Annotated in this window: 4 protein-coding genes; all 4 read right to left on the reverse strand. The window is 37.6% G+C overall.

The genetic code is table 11. The features are described from left to right. Nucleotides 1-2: 2 nt before the first annotated feature. A complete protein-coding gene (gene arsC, locus MV052_RS07610; RefSeq protein ID WP_297442676.1) occupies nt 3-356 on the reverse strand; it encodes an arsenate reductase (glutaredoxin) in 354 nt (117 codons plus the stop codon). After that, complete coding sequence (locus MV052_RS07615; RefSeq protein WP_297442679.1) at nt 353-1351, reverse strand: lytic murein transglycosylase; 999 nt, start codon at nt 1349-1351, stop codon at nt 353-355. The genes arsC and MV052_RS07615 overlap by 4 nt, the downstream gene beginning before the upstream one ends. Beyond that, nucleotides 1338-1997, reverse strand: coding sequence for an N-acetylmuramate alpha-1-phosphate uridylyltransferase MurU (gene murU, locus MV052_RS07620; RefSeq protein WP_297442682.1), 660 nt, complete (start codon nt 1995-1997; stop codon nt 1338-1340). Before murU ends, MV052_RS07615 begins: the two co-directional genes overlap by 14 nt. Next, nucleotides 1994-2656: phosphotransferase (locus tag MV052_RS07625; protein ID WP_297442685.1), on the reverse strand; the 663-nt coding region annotated here is incomplete at its 5' end. The genes murU and MV052_RS07625, both read right to left, overlap by 4 nt.

The following is a 2656-nucleotide window of genomic DNA, read 5'->3' on the forward strand; positions in this document are numbered from 1 at the left end:
AGTTAAGCGTTGAGTAGGTCGAGAACTTTTACAGGTGGACGCCCTATCACGGCTTTGTTATCTTTGATAACAATAGGTCTCTCAATAAGCTTTGGATGTTCTGCCATCGCTTTGATGAGAGTATCATCATTTTTTACTTCTTTGAGGTTTAACTCTTTATAGATAGCCTCTTTTGTACGCATCAAATCTCTCGCACTTATTCCAAGCATTTGTAAGATATTTCTAATCTCGTTTTCATTTGGCGGTGTGTCAAGATATTTTATTACCTCTGCTTGTGCACCGTTTTCTTCGAGTAGTTTTAGGGCTTCGCGTGATTTTGAACAGCGTGGATTATGATAAATTTTTAATGTACTCATTGTTTTCCTTTGGATTGATTTTTAAGTGCCTGATGTGCATCATACGCCAAACGCAGTACACCAAGGGCATAATTTGAAGAGTTATTATAGCGCATAATTTTAAGCACATATTCTCTCATATACGCAAGCTCTTTTTTCCCTTTGCTAAAACATTTGTAGACTTTGCCATTTCTACTTTTCTCATAAGCAAAAGAAGCATCTTTATTTTCAAAGTCAAAGGCATACCATTGTGACTCTATCAGCGGAATATCGGGCATTTTATTCCACTCTATAAGCGTGGTATATTTTGCTTTTTTATGTAAAAATTTTGCAACAGAGAGTATGGCATCTTGCATCTTTGTCAGATCTGCTACTTTTGTTTTGTAGGCATCTGTGTAGCCAAAACTGTTGGGCATAAACTGAGGGATGCCAACTGCACCGGCGTAAGAGCTTGGCAGTGTACATTGCTCAGGGGTGACACCTTTTTTGTAGCAATGCTCTATAATGGCAGCCATATTTGTTTTTCCCATATTCAGCAGCCATTTTTCTCTTTTTGTTTGTGGATTGTTGCTACGAACGACCATGGTGTTAAAGACTATAAAGGCATCATGCGTTGGTTTTATCCTTCCTAATTTTGTCTCTTTGAGTAGTATCGCAGCGATGATTTCACGATCGACTCCGTACTTTTTCTCAGCATAATCATAAACTTTTTTGTATTTTTCAAGATTTTGCACCATTTTTGGAACATAGCGTACGAGGACATTGTTTGCTTTTTTTTCTTGTTCTCTGTGGTATTTTAGTTTGGATGGTTGGAGGTACTTCCAACTCACTTCGTCAAACTTTTGTGTCTTAAAGTAAGAGAGTAAAAAGCGGTTCGCATACTCATAACTTACTCCATGTTTGACAACTTTGTTGCAGATATCTTCATAGTCGTCATTTTTAAAATCGCAGTTGCTATAGTTCGCTGAAAGAACAGTTGTAAATAGTAGTAAAAATAGTAGCTTAGTAGTTTTCATTTATCTCTTTTAACCTTTGGGGTGTTCCGATATCGTGCCAGAGTTTGTTAAATACTTCGCCACTTATTTGTGATTTGGCTATGAATTTTCTCAAAAGTGGAGCAAGAGGGCTTTTTTGTAACGTCACTTCATCAAATAGTTTTGGATGATAATACCCAATGCCAGAAAAAGTGTACATGCTATCTGCTGCGTTTAGAAGGAGATTATCCTTGAGTGCAAAATCTCCTTTAGGATTATGTGGAGGATTTGGCACAAGGATGAGATGTGCGAGTTTGTCTTTGAGCGTAAAATTTACATCAAAATCATAGTCGCAATAAATATCGCCATTAACAACTAAAAAAGGCTCTTCGCCTAAAAGTTTGAGTGCTTTTTTAATGCCGCCAGCAGATTCGAGCGCACCGCTTTGTCTTTCATCAGAGTAGTGTAGTCTCACACCCCACTGCGAGCCATCGCCTAAAGCAGCAGGTATTTTTTCACCAAGATGCGCGATATTGATGACTATATCTTTAAAGCCATTTTTTGCAAGTCTTTGGATATGATGCACGATAAGCGGTTTGCCTCTTACTTCTAGCAAAGGTTTTGGCAGTGTGTCTGTGAGTGGACGCATTCGCTCACCTCTTCCAGCGCAGAGTATCATCGCTTTCATTGTGTCACTTCTTGCAAGAACTCTCCGAGTGCTTTTGTTTCTTCATATCGTAAAGCTGTTTGGATGACATACTCCAAAGTAAGCGGTATATCTTTGAGATATACATCTTTTTTGTCTCTCAAACTCAAACGAGAAAAGACACCAAGCACTTTGATATGTCTTTGTAATCCCATAAAATCAAACCACTTTAAAAAAGTTTCATCACTTACTTTTATCTGCTTTTTATCACGAAAATAGAGTGCGAGTTTTTCTATCTCTTTTGTGTCAAAGAAAATATAACAATCTTTTAACAGTGATACCAAATCATAAGTGATAGTCCCATTCATAGCATCTTGGTAGTCTATAACACCGATGTTAGTGTTAGTTGTTAGCATGATATTTCGTGAGTGATAATCACGATGCACAAAAAGACCTTGGGGTTGGCTAAGAACAACGTCAGAGATGCTGTTGAGTGTTTGGTCTAGCATCTTTTGCTGCGTTTGAGAAAGCCTTAAACGCAGTAGCTGCTCAAGATACCACTCCTGCATCAAATCCATCTCAAAATGTAGAAACTCTTTATCATATAGTGGCAAGCCAGAAGTGTTCGCTTTTTGCATCTTGAGTATCTCATCTATCGCTTTTTTATAAAGTTCTTTGAAATTGTTTTCATGTAAAATTTT

This window comes from Sulfurimonas sp., assembly GCF_026988655.1.
Lineage (GTDB): Bacteria > Campylobacterota > Campylobacteria > Campylobacterales > Sulfurimonadaceae > Sulfurimonas.

What these genes read in the sequence shown, in the direction of transcription:
- murU (WP_297442682.1), bottom strand. Translation starts at nt 1,997, where the DNA reads ATGAAAGCGATGATACTCTGCGCTGGAAGAGGTGAGCGAATGCGTCCA.
- arsC (WP_297442676.1), bottom strand. Translation starts at nt 356, where the DNA reads ATGAGTACATTAAAAATTTATCATAATCCACGCTGTTCAAAATCACGC.
- MV052_RS07615 (WP_297442679.1), bottom strand. Translation starts at nt 1,351, where the DNA reads ATGAAAACTACTAAGCTACTATTTTTACTACTATTTACAACTGTTCTT.